At 71.8% G+C, this 14,352-nt stretch carries 13 protein-coding genes; 12 read left to right on the top strand and 1 reads right to left on the bottom strand.

Annotation, left to right across the window (positions count from 1 at the left end):
* Positions 1 to 62: 62 nt before the first annotated feature.
* A complete protein-coding gene (locus tag SMD20_RS14735) occupies positions 63 to 1,307 on the bottom strand; it encodes an arginine deiminase (protein WP_329580587.1) in 1,245 nt (414 codons plus the stop codon).
* 159 nt (positions 1,308 to 1,466) lie between these two features.
* On the opposite strand from SMD20_RS14735, the gene pyrR reads away from it, so the two are divergent.
* From pyrR to coaBC, 12 genes are all read left to right on the top strand, one after another.
* Positions 1,467 to 2,051, top strand: coding sequence for a bifunctional pyr operon transcriptional regulator/uracil phosphoribosyltransferase PyrR (pyrR, locus tag SMD20_RS14730; RefSeq protein WP_329592561.1), 585 nt, complete (start codon positions 1,467 to 1,469; stop codon positions 2,049 to 2,051).
* Positions 2,048 to 2,965, top strand: a complete 918-nt coding sequence (locus tag SMD20_RS14725) for an aspartate carbamoyltransferase catalytic subunit (RefSeq protein ID WP_329580584.1) — start codon at positions 2,048 to 2,050, stop codon at positions 2,963 to 2,965. The genes pyrR and SMD20_RS14725 overlap by 4 nt, the downstream gene beginning before the upstream one ends.
* Positions 2,962 to 4,251 carry a dihydroorotase gene (locus SMD20_RS14720; protein ID WP_329580582.1) on the top strand — a complete coding sequence of 430 codons (1,290 nt, stop codon included), beginning with the start codon at positions 2,962 to 2,964 and terminating at the stop codon, positions 4,249 to 4,251. Before SMD20_RS14725 ends, SMD20_RS14720 begins: the two co-directional genes overlap by 4 nt.
* Positions 4,248 to 5,357 carry a glutamine-hydrolyzing carbamoyl-phosphate synthase small subunit gene (carA, locus tag SMD20_RS14715; protein WP_329580579.1) on the top strand — a complete coding sequence of 370 codons (1,110 nt, stop codon included), beginning with the start codon at positions 4,248 to 4,250 and terminating at the stop codon, positions 5,355 to 5,357. The genes SMD20_RS14720 and carA overlap by 4 nt, the downstream gene beginning before the upstream one ends.
* Entirely contained in the window at positions 5,344 to 8,631 is a 3,288-nt protein-coding gene (gene carB / locus SMD20_RS14710; protein ID WP_329580576.1) for a carbamoyl-phosphate synthase large subunit, read from the top strand. The genes carA and carB overlap by 14 nt, the downstream gene beginning before the upstream one ends.
* Positions 8,632 to 8,655: 24 nt before the next feature.
* Positions 8,656 to 9,522, top strand: coding sequence for a dihydroorotate dehydrogenase electron transfer subunit (locus SMD20_RS14705; protein WP_329592559.1), 867 nt, complete (start codon positions 8,656 to 8,658; stop codon positions 9,520 to 9,522).
* On the top strand, positions 9,512 to 10,489 hold the full coding sequence (locus SMD20_RS14700; protein WP_329580575.1) for a dihydroorotate dehydrogenase: 978 nt from the start codon (positions 9,512 to 9,514) through the stop codon (positions 10,487 to 10,489). Before SMD20_RS14705 ends, SMD20_RS14700 begins: the two co-directional genes overlap by 11 nt.
* Before the next feature lie 59 nt (positions 10,490 to 10,548).
* On the top strand, positions 10,549 to 11,241 hold the full coding sequence (gene pyrF / locus SMD20_RS14695; protein ID WP_329580572.1) for an orotidine-5'-phosphate decarboxylase: 693 nt from the start codon (positions 10,549 to 10,551) through the stop codon (positions 11,239 to 11,241).
* Positions 11,242 to 11,585: 344 nt separating this feature from the next.
* Positions 11,586 to 11,909 (top strand): integration host factor, actinobacterial type, encoded by a 324-nt coding sequence (gene mihF, locus SMD20_RS14690; RefSeq protein ID WP_020541698.1) that lies wholly within the window; start codon positions 11,586 to 11,588, stop codon positions 11,907 to 11,909.
* A gap of 122 nt (positions 11,910 to 12,031) precedes the next feature.
* Entirely contained in the window at positions 12,032 to 12,619 is a 588-nt protein-coding gene (gmk, locus tag SMD20_RS14685; protein WP_329580567.1) for a guanylate kinase, read from the top strand.
* 4 nt (positions 12,620 to 12,623) lie between these two features.
* On the top strand, positions 12,624 to 12,893 hold the full coding sequence (gene rpoZ, locus SMD20_RS14680; RefSeq protein WP_020541700.1) for a DNA-directed RNA polymerase subunit omega: 270 nt from the start codon (positions 12,624 to 12,626) through the stop codon (positions 12,891 to 12,893).
* 7 nt (positions 12,894 to 12,900) lie between these two features.
* Complete coding sequence (coaBC, locus tag SMD20_RS14675) at positions 12,901 to 14,250, top strand: bifunctional phosphopantothenoylcysteine decarboxylase/phosphopantothenate--cysteine ligase CoaBC (RefSeq protein WP_329580563.1); 1,350 nt, start codon at positions 12,901 to 12,903, stop codon at positions 14,248 to 14,250.
* The last annotated feature ends 102 nt before the right edge of the window (positions 14,251 to 14,352 follow it).

The raw sequence follows: 14,352 nt of genomic DNA, 5'->3' as shown, positions 1-14,352 counted from the left end.
CCGGATCGTGCCCGAGGACCGGCCGAGTATGCGCGGGCCCCGCCGGCCCCCCGGCGGGCCCTCTAGATGCCGTCGCGTTCGAGCGGGCAGCTCATGCAGCGCGGCCCGCCGCGGCCCCGTCCCAGCTCGCTGCCCCTGATGGTGATCACCTCGATGCCGTGGTCGCGCAGGTAGGCGTTCGTCGTGGTGTTGCGCTCGTAGGCGACGACCACGCCGGGCTCCAGCGCCAGGCCGTTGCAGCCGTCGTCCCACTGCTCTCGGGCCGCCGCCCGCACGTCCTGCGCCGCGCTCAGCACCGTGATCTCCGGCAGGTCCAGCGCGTGCGCGATGGCCTTGTGCATGTCCTCGGGCGGATGGTCCGTGAACCTGAGCTCCTTGGCGGTGCGGCCGGGCTCGATCGTGTACGCGGGCAGCATCCCGAGGCCCGCGTACTGGGTGAACACCCCCTCGTCGAGCATCGTCATCACGGTGTCGAGATGCATGAACGCCCGCGCCTTCGGCATGTCCACGGCCACGATCCGGTTCGCCGCCCCGGCGCGGAACAGCCGCCGCGCCAGCATCTCCACCGCCTGCGGCCGGGTGCGCTCGCTCAGCCCGACCAGGACCGCGCCGCGGCCGAGCACCAGCACGTCGCCGCCCTCCATGGTGGCGGGCGCGGCCGCGTGCCCCGGCGTCCAGCAGTGGAAGCCGCCCTGGCCGGGCCGGTCGAAGCCGGCCGCGAACATCGGGTGGAACATGTAGACGGCCTCCATGTTGACCGTCTCGCGCATGCGGGCCTTCCTGCGCATCGCGTTGATCGCGACGCCGTCGTACACCCAGCAGGAGGGGTCGCGGGTGAACAGGTGGTTCGGCAGCGGCGGCAGGATGAAGTCGTGCTCGCCCATGGCGTGGAAGGTCACCGACTGCGGCGCGCACCCCAGCTCGGCCAGCTCGCCCTTGGTGATGCCGCCGGTCAGGTAGACCTGGAGCGTCGCGGAGTCCATGCCGTCCAGGGTGTTGCGGATGTCGTCGATCGCCACCGGCCCGAGCCAGCGCTCGTCCACGACGGCGTCGAGGATGTGCTTGCGGGCCTCCGGGATCTCGACCGTCTCGCGCAGGAGGTCGTCGAGCATGTGGATGACGACGCCCCGCGAGCGCAGCACCTGCTGGAACTCCTCGTGTTCCTCCATCGCGCGCTGCACCCACAGCACGTCGTCGAACAGGAACGCGTCCTTGTTGCCGGGGGTGAGTCGTTTGAGCGCGAGGTCGGGCTTGTGCAGGAGGACCTGCCGGAGCCGCCCGACCTCCGAATCGACGTGAAATGTCATCCTTGCGGTATCCCCGTGCGATGGCCGATCTCACGCCGCGCCACGCCCGGCGCACCACGGGGCGCTCACGTCGTACCTGGTAGCCCCTGGTACTGTGTGTCACGGCCAACACCCTTTAATGACCCGTCCCGTGAGGCGGGAAAGGCGGTGAGTTTCGTCATGTCCGACTCCCGGCCCGAGCCGCGGGCCGATGCGCGGGCGGTCCTTGAGGCCCCCGACGTCCACCGGGCGCTGACCCGCATCGCGCACGAGATCCTCGAACGCACCAAGGGCGGCGACGACGTCGTCCTTCTCGGCATTCCCACCCGCGGCGCCACCCTGGCCCGCCGCCTCGGCGACCGCATCGAGCAGTTCGAGGGCGTCAAGATCCCCGTCGGCTTCGTCGACGTCACCATGTACCGCGACGACCTGCGGCTCAGGCCCGCCCGTCCGCTCGGCCGCACCGAGCTGCCGCCCGACGGCGTCGACGGCAAGATCGTCGTCCTGGTCGACGACGTCCTCTACTCCGGCCGCACCGTCCGCGCCGCGCTCGACGCGCTCAACGACCTCGGCCGCCCGACCGCCGTCCAGCTCGCCACGCTGGTCGACCGCGGCCACCGCGAGCTGCCCATCCGCGCCGACTACGTCGGCAAGAACCTCCCCACCGCCAAGAGCGAGAAGGTCAGGGTCTACCTGCAGGAGACCGACGGGCGTGACGCGGTGCTGCTCATGAAGGGCCTGCCGGCGAAGGAGGAATCCAGGTGAACCGTCACCTCATCTCCGCGGGCGACCTGTCCAAGGACGACGCGCTGCTCATCCTCGACACCGCCGAGGAGCTGGCGAGGGTCTCGGAACGTTCCATCAAGAAGCTGCCGACGCTGCGCGGCCGCACCGTGGTCAACCTGTTCTTCGAGGACTCCACCCGCACCCGCATCTCGTTCGAGGCGGCGGCCAAGCGGCTGTCCGCCGACGTCATCAACTTCTCGGCCAAGGGGTCGAGCGTGTCCAAGGGCGAGTCGCTCAAGGACACCGCGCTCACCCTGGAGGCCATGGGCGCCGACGCGGTCGTCATCCGCCACGGCGCCTCCGGCGCGCCGCACCGCCTGGCCAACTGGGTCCACGGCAGCGTCGTCAACGCCGGCGACGGCACCCACGAGCACCCCACGCAGGCGCTGCTCGACGCCTTCTCCATGCGCCGCCGCCTCGGCGGTCTCGAAGGCCGCAGGATCACGGTCGTGGGCGACATCCTGCACAGCCGGGTCGCCCGCTCCAACGTGCTGCTGCTGCACACGCTCGGCGCCGAGGTCACCCTGGTCGCGCCGCCCACGCTGCTGCCGGTCTCGGTCGGCGACTGGCCGTGCGAGGTCTCCTACGACCTCGACGCGGTGCTGCCCAAGTCCGACGTGGTCATGATGCTGCGGGTGCAGAAGGAGCGGATGAACGCCGCGTACTTCCCGAGCGAGCGCGAATACTCCCGCCGCTACGGGCTCGACCGCGACCGCTTCGCCAAGATGCCGGACGAGGCCATCGTCATGCACCCCGGCCCGATGAACCGGGGCATGGAGATCGCCGCCGAGGTGGCCGACTCGGCCCGGTCCACCATCGTGGAGCAGGTCGCCAACGGCGTGACCATCCGGATGGCCGTCCTTTACCTGCTGCTCGGGGGAGAGACCGCATGATCGTCGTCAAGAACGTCAGGATCCTCGGCGGCGAGCCCGCCGACATCAGGATCGACCAGGGCGTGATCGCCGAGATCGGCCAGGGGCTGAGCGGCGGCGAGGAGATCGACGGCGGGGGCGCCGTCGCGCTGCCCGGCCTGGTCGACCTGCACACCCACCTGCGCGAGCCCGGCCGCGAGGACGCCGAGACCGTGCAGACCGGCACCCGCTCCGCCGCCCGCGGCGGCTACACCGCCGTGCACGCCATGGCCAACACCTCGCCCGTCGCCGACACCGCCGGCGTGGTCGAGCAGGTGTGGCGGCTCGGCCGCGAGTTCGGCCACTGCGACGTGCACCCGGTCGGGGCCGTCACCGTCGGCCTGGAGGGCCGCCAGCTCGCCGAGCTCGGCGCGATGGCCGACTCGGCGGCCCGGGTGCGGGTCTTCTCCGACGACGGCCGCTGCGTGGACGACGCGGTCCTCATGCGCCGCGCCCTGGAGTACGTCAAGGCGTTCGACGGCGTCGTCGCCCAGCACGCCCAGGAGCCGCGCCTGACCCAGGGCGCCCAGATGAACGAGGGCGTCGTCTCCGGCCGGCTCGGGCTGACCGGCTGGCCCGCGGTCGCCGAGGAGGCGATCATCGCCCGCGACTGCCTGCTGGCCGCGCACGTCGGCTCCCGCCTGCACGTCTGCCACGTCTCCACGGCCGGCTCCGTCGAGATCATCCGCTGGGCCAAGTCCAAGGGCTGGGACGTCACCGCCGAGGTGACCCCCCACCACCTGCTGCTCACCGACGACCTCGTCGAGGACTCCCCGGTGGGCGCCTACAACCCCATCTACAAGGTCAACCCGCCGCTCCGCACCCGCGCCGACGTCGAGGCGCTGCGCGCGGCGCTGGCCGACGGCACGATCGACATCGTCGCCACCGACCACGCGCCCCACCCGGTCGAGGACAAGGAGACCGAGTGGTCGGCCGCGGCCATGGGCATGGTCGGCCTGGAGACCGCGCTCAGCGTCGTCCAGGAGGCCATGGTGGAGACCGGGCTGCTCGACTGGGCGGGCGTCGCCCAGCGCATGAGCGCCGCGCCCGCGCGCATCGGGCGGCTCTCCGGCCAGGGGCAGCCGCTGGAGCAAGGCGCTCCGGCCAACATCACGCTGTACGACCCGTCCGCGCGGACCGAGGTGGATCCCTCCGCCTTCGCGTCCAAGAGCAGGAACACCCCCTACGAGGGCATGACGCTGCCCGGCAGGGTGGTGGCCACGTTCCTGCGGGGCAGGCCGACCGTTCTCGAAGGGAAGCTGGTTTGAACACGCCCGCCGTGCTCGTACTGGAAGACGGCCGTGTCTTCCACGGAACCGCCTACGGAGCCGAAGGCGAGACGTTCGGCGAGATGGTCTTCAACACCGGCATGACCGGCTACCAGGAGACCCTCACCGACCCCTCCTACCACCGGCAGATCGTCGCCATGACGGCGCCGCACATCGGCAACACCGGCGTCAACGACGAGGACCCCGAGTCCCGCCGCGTCTGGGTCGCCGGCTACGTCGTGCGCGAGCCGTCGCGGGTCGTCTCCAGCTGGCGGGCCAACCGCTCGCTGGACGACTACCTCAAGGAGCAGGGCGTCGTCGGCATCGCGATCCCCGGCACCCGCGCCCTGACCCGCCACCTGCGCGAGCGCGGCGCCATGCGGGCGGGCATCTTCACCGCCCCCGCCGTGCCGGTCGAGGAGCTGGCCGAGCGGGTCAGGCAGGCGCCGCGCATGGAGGGCGCCGCCCTCGCCGGCGAGGTCGCCACGACCGAGCCGTACGTCGTGCCCGCGATCGGCGCCAAGCGGTTCACCGTCGCCGCCGTCGACCTCGGCATCAAGGGCATGACCCCGCAGCGCATGGCCGAGCGCGGCTGCGAGGTGCACGTGCTGCCCGCAGACGCCACCTTCGAGCAGATCATGGCCGTGCGGCCGGACGGGGTGTTCCTGTCCAACGGCCCCGGCGACCCCGCCACCGTGGACGTCACCACGCTGCGCCGGGTGCTGGAGGCGAAGGTGCCGTTCTTCGGCATCTGCTTCGGCAACCAGATCTTCGGCCGGGCGCTCGGGCTGTCCACCTACAAGCTGCGCTACGGCCACCGGGGCGTCAACCAGCCGGTCCAGGACGTACGCACCGGCAAGGTGGAGATCTCCGCGCACAACCACGGGTTCGCGGTGGACGCGCCGCTCGACGGGCCGTTCGCGACCCCTTACGGCGAGGCCGAGGTCAGCCACGTCAACCTCAACGACCGCTGCGTGGAGGGGCTGCGCCTGCTCGACGGCAGCGCGTTCAGCGTCCAGTACCACCCGGAGGCCGCGGCGGGTCCGCACGACGCCGCCTACCTTTTCGACGAGTTTTGCGAGGTCATGAGCCGTGCCCAAGCGTGAGGACATCAGGTCGGTCCTGGTGATCGGCTCGGGGCCGATCGTGATCGGCCAGGCGTGCGAGTTCGACTACTCGGGCACCCAGGCGTGCCGGGTGCTGCGGGCCGAGGGCTTCCGCGTCATCCTGGTCAACAGCAACCCGGCCACGATCATGACCGACCCCGAGTTCGCCGACGCCACCTACGTCGAGCCGATCACCCCGGAGTTCGTCGAGAAGATCATCGCCAAGGAGCGGCCCGACGCGCTGCTGCCCACCCTCGGCGGCCAGACCGCGCTCAACACGGCGGTCGCGCTGCACGAGTCGGGCGTGCTGGAGACGTACGGCGTCGAGCTGATCGGCGCCGACTTCGACGCGATCCAGGCGGGCGAGAACCGCGAGCGGTTCAAGGAGATCGTCGCCAAGGTCGCCCGCGAGCACGGGCTCAACGCCGAGTCCGCCCGCTCGGTCATCTGCCACACCATGGACGAGGTGCTGGCCGGCGCGGCCGAGCTCGGCTACCCACTGGTGGTGCGGCCCTCGTTCACGATGGGCGGCGCCGGCTCCGGCTTCGCCTACACCGAGGACGACCTGCGCCGCATCGCCGGCGCCGGCCTCGACGCCTCGCCGACCACCGAGGTGCTCCTGGAGGAGTCCATCCTCGGCTGGAAGGAGTACGAGCTGGAGGTCATGCGCGACAAGGCCGACAACGTCGTCATCGTGTGCTCCATCGAGAACATCGACCCGATGGGCGTCCACACCGGCGACAGCGTCACCGTCGCGCCCGCGCTGACCCTGACCGACCGCGAATACCAGAACATGCGCGACGTCGCCATCGCGGTCATCCGCGAGGTCGGCGTCGACACCGGCGGCTGCAACATCCAGTTCGCGGTCGACCCGCGCACCGGCCGCATGATCGTCATCGAGATGAACCCGCGCGTGTCGCGCTCGTCCGCGCTCGCCTCCAAGGCCACCGGCTTCCCGATCGCCAAGATCGCCGCCAAGCTGGCCATCGGCTACACCCTCGACGAGATCCCCAACGACATCACCAAGGAGACCCCGGCCTCCTTCGAGCCGACCCTCGACTACATCGTGGTCAAGGTGCCGCGCTTCGCCTTCGAGAAGTTCCGCGGCGCCGACCCCACGCTCACCACGCACATGAAGTCCGTGGGCGAGGCGATGGCCATCGGCCGCTCCTTCCCCGAGGCGCTCCAGAAGGCGCTGCGCTCCATGGAGAAGAAGGACTCCGCCTTCACCTGGGCGGGCGAGCCCGGCGACAAGGACGAGCTGCTGGCCGCCTGCCGCACCCCGCACGACGGCCGCCTGCGCACCATGCAGCAGGCCATCAGGGCCGGCGCCACGCCCGAGGAGCTTTTCGCGGCCACGAGCGTCGACCCGTGGTTCATCGACCAGCTCTTCCTGCTCGACGAGGAGGCCGCGGCCGTCGCCGCGGCGCCCGAGCTGACCGCCGAGGTGCTGGGCCGCGCCAAGCGCCACGGCTTCAGCGACGCGCAGCTCGGCGAGATCCGCGGCATCGACGAGGCGCGGGTGCGCGACCTGCGGCACGCCCTCGCGCTGCGGCCCGTCTACAACACCGTCGACACCTGCGCCGCCGAGTTCGCCGCCAAAACCCCCTACCTCTACTCGACGTACGACGAGGAGAACGAGGTCCCCTACGGTGAGCGGCGCAAGGTCATCATCCTCGGCTCCGGGCCCAACCGCATCGGCCAGGGCATCGAGTTCGACTACGCCTGCGTGCACGCCTCGTTCGAGCTGTCGCGGGCCGGGTTCGAGACCGTCATGGTCAACTGCAACCCCGAGACCGTCTCCACCGACTACGACACCTCCGACCGGCTCTACTTCGAGCCGCTCACCCTGGAGGACGTCCTGGAGGTGGTCCACGCCGAGCAGCAGACCGGGCCCGTCGTGGGCGTGATCGTGCAGCTCGGCGGGCAGACGCCGCTCGGGCTCGCGCAGGCGCTCAAGGACGCCGGCGTGCCCGTCGTCGGCACCTCGCCGGAGTCCATCCACCTCGCCGAGGAGCGCGGCGCGTTCGGGCGGGTGCTGGCCGAGGCCGGGCTGCCGGCGCCGAAGCACGGCACCGCGCTCACGGTGGCCGAGGCCAAGGAGATCGCCGACGAGATCGGCTATCCGGTGCTGGTGCGGCCCTCGTACGTGCTGGGCGGGGCCGGCATGGCCATCGTGTACGACGAGCAGACGCTGAGCACCTACATGGCGGCCCAGGAGGGCGGCCACCCGGTGCTCGTCGACAAGTTCCTCGACGAGGCCATCGAGATCGACGTGGACGCGCTCTACGACGGCGAGGAGCTCTACCTCGGCGGCGTCATGGAGCACATCGAGGAGGCCGGCATCCACTCCGGCGACTCGGCGTGCGCCCTGCCGCCCATCACGCTCGGCGGCCACGACATCAAGCGCATCCGCGCGGCCACCGAGGCCATCGCGCGGGGCGTGGGCGTGCGCGGGCTGCTCAACGTCCAGTACGCGATGTCGGCCGGCGTCCTCTACGTCCTGGAGGCCAACCCGCGGGCCTCGCGCACCGTGCCGTTCGTGTCCAAGGCCACGGCCGTGCCGCTGGCGAAGGCGGCGGCCAGGGTGATGCTGGGCGCGTCGATCGCCTCGCTGCGCGCCGAGGGCATGCTGCCGGCCGAGGGCGACGGCGGCACGCTGCCGCTCGACGCCGCGATCGCGGTCAAGGAGGCGGTGCTGCCGTTCAACCGCTTCCGCGGCGTCGACATCGTGCTCGGGCCTGAGATGCGCTCCACGGGCGAGGTCATGGGCATCGACGCGTTCTTCGGCATCGCCTTCGCCAAGTCGCAGGCGGCCGCGTACGGCGAACTTCCGACCAAGGGACGCGCGTTCGTGTCCGTGGCCAACCGCGACAAGCGTGCGATGATCTTCCCTGTGAAGGCTCTGGCGGATCTCGGCTTCGAGATCCTCGCCACCGAGGGCACCGCCGAGGTGCTGCGCCGCAACGGCGTCCATGCCAAGATCGTGCGCAAGCACAGCGAGGGGCCGGGCCCGGGAGGTGAGCCGACGAGCGTGCGCGCCATCCTCGACGGCGAGGTCGACCTCATCGTCAACACGCCCTTCGGCAGCCCGGGCCAGTCGGGGCCGCGTCTCGACGGCTACGAGATCCGCACCGCCGCGGTGCTGCGGGGCATCCCGTGCATCACGACCGTCGCGGGGCTCGCGGCCGCGGCGGCGGGCATCCAGGCGATCGTACGCGGCGACGTGGGCGTACGGTCGCTCCAGGAGCACGGGCAGGCGCTGCGGGGCTGAGCCCCGCAGGGGAGGTGAAGACGACTGGCCGGCACACCGGTGCAGGTGACGGGCACGGTGCTGACGACGCGCCGGGTCGACGCCTACCATGCGCTGACGGTGGTCGCGCCCGGCATCGCCGAGCGCTTCCGCCCCGGTCACTTCGTCTCCGTGGCCGTGGGCGGCGGGCACACGTCGATGGTGACGCGGCGCGCGTTCTCCGTCCACGACGTCAAGTCCGACTACGGCGGCACGGTCGAGCTGGTCTTCACCGTACGCGGCCGGGGCACGGCCTGGCTGGCCGAGCGGCGCGCCCGCGACACGCTCGACCTGGTCGGGCCGCTCGGCCGCCCCTTCCCGCTGCCCCGTGACCCGGCGCACTGCGTGCTGGTGGGCGCCGAGTACGGCTCGGCCGTGCTGTTCCCGCTGGCCGACGCGCTGCTGGCGCGCGGCTGCCGGGTCGACTTCGTGCTGGGCGGCGCGGGCGCCGAGCGGGTCTTCGGCGCGATGCGGGCCCGCCGCATCGCCGAGACGACGACGCTGACCACCGAGGACGGCTCGCTCGGGCTGCGCGGCAAGGTCACCGACGCGCTGCCTTCGGTGATCGCCGACACCCGTGCCGACGCGGTCTACGCCTGCGGGCCGATGGAGACGCTGCGGGCGGTGACGGCGGTGGGCATGGAGTTCGACATCCCGGTGCAGGTGGCCGTCGAGGAGCGGATGGCCTGCGGCATCGGGGTGTGCATGACGTGTGTGATCCCGGTCATCGGGGAGGACGGGGCGACCAGGATGGTCCGGGCGTGCGCGGAGGGGCCGGTGTTCCGGGGGGAGCGGGTGCGGTTCGAGGACGTGGGAACGATCCCGTTCGACGCGCTCGGCGCCCCCGGAGGCGGTGCGCGACATGTCAGTTGATATGCGTACATTCCTGGCGCACGTGGAGCTCGCCAACCCGATCACCACGGCCGCCGGGTGCGCCTCCTCGGGGCGGGAGCTGGCCCAGTTCTTCGACCTGCACCGGCTCGGCGCCCTCACCACCCGCTCCATCACCATGGCGCCGCGCGCCGGCCGGCCCACGCCCCGCATGGCCGAGACGCCCTCGGGCATGCTCAACGCGGTCGGGCTGCAGGGGCCGGGCATCGAGGCGTTCCTGGAGCGCGAGCTGCCCTGGCTGGCCCAGCGCGGCATCAAGACCATCGTCTCCATCGGCGGCGGCACCGTCGCCGAGTACTCCGAGCTGGCCCGCAGGCTCGCCGACGCGCCCGGCGTCACCGCGCTGGAGGTCAACCTCTCCTGCCCCAACATCGAGGACCGCGGCCGGATCTTCGCCCGCGAGGGCAGCGCCGCCGCCGAGGTCATCGCCTCCGTACGCTCGATCATGCGCTACGACGTGCCGGTCGTGGCCAAGCTCGCCCCCGACGTGGCCGACATCGTGTCCGTGGCGCGGGCCTGCGTGGACGCCGGCGCCGACGCGCTGTCCATGATCAACAACCCGCTCGGCATGGCCATCGACACCGAGGCCCTGCGCCCGTCGCTCGCCGCCGTCACCGGCGGGCTGTCCGGGCCGGCCATCCTGCCGCTCGCCGTACGCTGCGTGTGGCAGGTGCACGCCGCGCTGCCCGGGGTGCCGCTCATCGGCATCGGGGGCGTCATGACCGGCAGGGACGCCTTCCAGCTCGTCCTGGCGGGCGCCTGCGTGGTCGGCGTGGGCACCGCGCTGTTCCACGACCCCTACGCCTGCCTGCGCATCGAGCGTGAGCTTGAGGACCTCCTGCGGGCCCGCGGGTTCCAGCGGCTCGCCGACGCCGTCGGGCTGGCCCACCGGCCGCCGGGGAGCGCACCCCGGCACCTGCTCGTCGACACCGAGGAGAGCGCGCTATGACGCGCCCCTCTGACCACTACGCCTCTGAACCACGACCGAACGACCGAGGAGAGCACGACTTGACCCCCGCACCGATCGCCGTCGCACTCGACGCCCCTGACCTGGAGACCGCCGCGCGCTGGGCGTCGCTGGTGACTCCGCACGTCAGCACGGTCAAGGTGGGCCTGGAGCTCTACCTGCGCTACGGCCCCGACGTGATCGCCTCCGTGCGCGGCGCCAGCGGCGTGCAGGTGTTCCTCGACCTGAAGCTGCACGACATCCCCAACACCGTCTCCGGCGCCGCCCGCGCGGTCGCCCGCCTGCGGCCGGCCATCCTGACCGTGCACGCGGGCGGCGGCCCGGCGATGATCCGCGCCGCGGTCGAGGCCGCGCCGCACACGGCGATCGCCGCGGTCACCGTGCTGACCTCGCTGGACGAGGCCGACCTGGAGCGCATCGGGCTCCGCGGCCCGGCCGGCGACGCGGTGCGCCGCCTCGCGGCGCTGTCGGTGGAGGCGGGAGCCACCGCGCTGGTGTGCTCGCCGCACGAGGTGTCGGCCGTGCGGCGTGAGGTGGGGGAGGGCATCACCCTCATCACGCCCGGCGTGCGGCCCGTCGGCGCGGACGTGCAGGACCAGGCGCGGGTGGCGACGCCGGAGCAGGCTCTCGCCGACGGCGCGGACCTGCTCGTCATCGGCCGGCCCATCACCGGCTCCCCGGACCCGGGTGCGGCCGCCGCCGCGATCGCCGCCTCGCTGCGGCGCGCGTCCTGACGGGACACACCGGGGCACGGGCCGGTGCGGCCTGTCCGGCAAGATCATAGCGGGGCGTCATCCCAAGATCAAAGCAGGTTTCGGGCCTGGTGGGGATGGGGTTTCGGACATCGGCCCGGCGCGGGGACACGATCACCGCTGCGTTTCGCGACATCGGCGGGATCGGACGTCCGTACGCGGATGTGAGGGCGATTTGATCAGCACTGTGTGATTTTACTGTCACGGACAGTGATGAAGTGGATTTTGTGAGGAGAGAAACTGCTCTTGGCGTTGCTTAGGGGGCGATGACCAGCTAGTTTCCCTTCCCGTCCGAGTACATCGACAGAAATTCGAGGTGACCCGGCGTGGCTCTTCCTCCCCTGACCCCTGAGCAGCGCGCCGCAGCCCTGGAGAAGGCTGCCAAGGCCCGTAAAGAGCGTGCCGAGGTCAAGAACCGGCTCAAGCATGGCGCGGTTTCTCTGGCTGAGGTGCTCAAGGATGGGCAGACCGACGACGTCATCGGCAAGATGAAGGTGTCGGCTCTGTTGGAATCACTCCCCGGCGTGGGCAAGGTCCGCGCCAAGCAGCTCATGGAGCGGCTTGCCATCGCCGAGTCCCGTCGCGTACGGGGCCTCGGCGCGAACCAGAGGGCCTCCCTCGAGCGCGAGTTCGGTGGCAACGAGAGCTAATCTCGGTTCCACACGGAAACGCGGGTTCAACGGGGGGTAGGAAAGTGACCGACAGGTCCTGGTCCGGCGGTGCACGTGCCCACGAGGCGGTCGGGCCGGGGGCGGAGGTCGGATTCCTGCCCATGAACGAACGACGCCTGACGGTCCTGTCGGGGCCGTCGGGCGTCGGCAAGTCCACGGTCGTCGCCGAGCTCCGGCGGGCACACCCCGAGGTGTGGCTGTCGGTCTCGGTGACCACCAGGAGCCCACGGCCCGGCGAGGTCAACGGGGTCCACTACTTCTTCGCCGACGGCGAGGAGTTCGACCGGCTGGTGGAGTCGGGCGAGCTGCTGGAGTGGGCGGAGTTCGCGGGCAACCGCTACGGCACGCCGCGCGAGCCGGTACTGAAGAAGCTCGCCGAGGGTGTCCCCACCCTGCTGGAGATCGACCTGGAGGGCGCCAGGCAGGTGCGCCGCACCATGCCGGAGGCCCTGCTGGTGTTCCTGGCCCCGCCCACCTGGGAGGAGCTGGAGAAGCGGCTGCGCGGGCGCGGCACCGAGCCGGAGGACGTCATCGCGCGCCGGCTGGAGGCGGGACGCGTCGAGATGGCCGCCGAGCCGGAGTTCGACCTGACATTGGTCAACACGAGTGTCCAGGACGTGTGCGACCGGCTGATAGCCTTGATGACTGACCCTCAGGGGGTCACGACTACCACCAAACGAGAGGTCTGACATCGTGGCAGGCACCGTTGCGGCCGCGGAGGGCATCACCAACCCGCCGATCGACGCGCTGCTCGACATCGTCGACAGCAAATACTCCCTGGTGATCATGGGCGCCAAGCGTGCTCGCCAGATCAACGCCTACTACTCGCAGCTCGGCGAGGGCCTGCTGGAATACGTCGGACCGCTGGTCGAGACGCACGCCCAGGAGAAGCCGCTGTCCATCGCGCTGCGCGAGGTCTCCGAAGGGCTGCTGACCGCCGAGCCCATCGAGGGCGCGGCCTGACCCTTCGATGAAGGTCGTCCTGGGCGTCAGCGGCGGCATCGCCGCATACAAGGCGTGCGAGCTGCTGAGGCTGTTCACCGAGTCCGGTCACGAGGTGCGGGTCGTCCCGACCCGCGAGGCCCTGAATTTCGTGGGCGCGCCCACCTGGGCCGCCCTGTCGGGCAACCCCGTGTCGGCCGAGGTGTGGGACGACGTCCATCAGGTGCCCCACGTGCGGATCGGCAAGAGCGCCGATCTCGTCGTGGTGGCGCCGGCGACCGCCGACCTGCTCGCCAAGGCGGCGCACGGGCTGGCCGGCGACCTGCTCACCAACACGTTGCTCACCGCGACGTGCCCGGTCGTCTTCGCGCCCGCGATGCACACCGAGATGTGGCAGCATCCCGCCACCCGCGCCAACGTCGCCACGCTGCGCGAGCGCGGCGCGATCGTCCTCGATCCCGCCGTCGGGCGGCTCACCGGCGCCGACACCGGCCCCGGGCGGCTGCCCGACCCCGCCGAGATCTTCCAGGTCTGCCTGCGCGTGCTGCGCGGCAGGCCGCGCGACCTGGCCGGGCGCCGGGTCGTGGTGTCCGCCGGCGGCACCCGCGAGGCCATCGACCCCGTCAGGTTCCTCGGCAACCGCTCGACCGGGCTGCAGGGCTACGCCCTGGCCCGCACGGCGGCGGCGCGCGGCGCGGAGGTCACGCTGGTGGCCGCCAACGTCGCGCTGCCCGACCCGGCCGGGGCCACGGTCGTCCGGGTGGAGTCGGCGGCCCAGCTGCGCGAGGCGGTGCTGGCCGCGTCGGAGGGGGCCGACGTCGTCGTCATGGCCGCCGCGGTGGCCGACTTCCGGCCCGCGGACCGGCACGACATCAAGATCAAGAAGACGGACGGCGAGCCCGAGCCCATCCGCCTCACCAAGAACCCCGACATCCTCGCCGAGCTGGGCGAACTGCGCCGCGCGGCCCGCGAGGCCGCGGGTCACCCCGAGGCCGGTCGCGCGCCGGTGGTTCACGCGGCGGCCGGTCCTGCAACGGCGGGGCCTGCGGCGGCGGGGCCTGCGGCGGCGGGGCCTGCGGCGGACGGACCCGCGCCGGGCCGGCCTGCGGCGGACGGTCGCGTGGCGATGGGGCCCGCGGTCATCGTCGGGTTCGCCGCCGAGACGCACGACGTGCTCGCCAACGGGCAGGCCAAGCTCGCCCGCAAGGGCTGCGACCTGCTGGTGGTCAACCAGGTGGGGGAGGGCCGGGCCTTCGGCACCCCCGACAACGCGGCCACCGTGCTGGTCGCCGGGGGCGAGCCGGTGGAGGTGCCGCTCGGGCCCAAGGATGACGTGGCCGACGCCGTCTGGGACCTGGTGGCCGTGCGACTCCCGTGACCTGTGCCACAAAAGCGGCGAAAACGTACAAAGCGTGTTAGATCGATTACTCGATCACCTGTTGCGACATTCCCCCCTGCCTGCGGATACTTGGGGCGGAGG

This window comes from Nonomuraea sp. LP-02, assembly GCF_036289125.1.
GTDB classification, from domain to species: Bacteria; Actinomycetota; Actinomycetes; order Streptosporangiales; family Streptosporangiaceae; genus Nonomuraea; species Nonomuraea bangladeshensis.
The sequence above is the reverse complement of the archived record's forward strand: the minus strand, read 5'-3'. Positions and strand labels throughout refer to the sequence as shown.

Coding starts and splice junctions, on each gene's coding strand:
- pyrR (WP_329592561.1), top strand. CDS start 1,467: ATGTCCGACTCCCGGCCCGAGCCGCGGGCCGATGCGCGGGCGGTCCTT.
- gmk (WP_329580567.1), top strand. CDS start 12,032: ATGAACGAACGACGCCTGACGGTCCTGTCGGGGCCGTCGGGCGTCGGC.
- coaBC (WP_329580563.1), top strand. CDS start 12,901: ATGAAGGTCGTCCTGGGCGTCAGCGGCGGCATCGCCGCATACAAGGCG.
- SMD20_RS14735 (WP_329580587.1), bottom strand. CDS start 1,307: ATGACATTTCACGTCGATTCGGAGGTCGGGCGGCTCCGGCAGGTCCTC.
- SMD20_RS14720 (WP_329580582.1), top strand. CDS start 2,962: ATGATCGTCGTCAAGAACGTCAGGATCCTCGGCGGCGAGCCCGCCGAC.
- SMD20_RS14700 (WP_329580575.1), top strand. CDS start 9,512: ATGTCAGTTGATATGCGTACATTCCTGGCGCACGTGGAGCTCGCCAAC.